1 pseudogene is annotated in these 384 nt (G+C 69.3%); it reads left to right on the top strand.

The window, feature by feature from the left end:
- Window positions 1–37: 37 nt before the first annotated feature.
- Window positions 38–384, top strand: a pseudogene (locus tag G3I71_RS49870) (glycine dehydrogenase (aminomethyl-transferring)); the annotation flags it as partial.

Genomic DNA, 384 nt, shown 5'->3' with positions numbered 1-384 from the left:
TGCCCCTCGCAGGTCGTACGACCAGGAGGCCTCCGTAATGACCGCCAACCGCATTCCGCTCTCCCAGCTGGAGCGAGGCATCCCCTTCGAGCAGCGCCACATCGGCCCGGACGCCGAGGCGCAGGCGAAGATGCTCGCCCAGGTGGGCTACGGCTCCCTGGACGAGCTCACCGCCGCCGCGGTACCGGATGTGATCAAGACCGCCGACGCGCTGAACCTGCCCGAGGCGCGGACCGAGGCGGAGGTGCTCGCCGAGCTCCGCTCGCTCGCCGACCGCAACCAGGTTCTGTCCCCGATGATCGGCCTCGGCTACTACGGCACCTTCACCCCGCCGGTCATCCTGCGCAACGTCATGGAGAACCCGGCCTGGTACACCGCGTACAC

Source organism: Streptomyces sp. SID12501, assembly GCF_010550245.1.
GTDB lineage: Bacteria > Actinomycetota > Actinomycetes > Streptomycetales > Streptomycetaceae > Streptomyces.
Note: the sequence above shows the minus strand (reverse complement) of the source record. Positions and strands in the feature narration are given on the sequence as shown.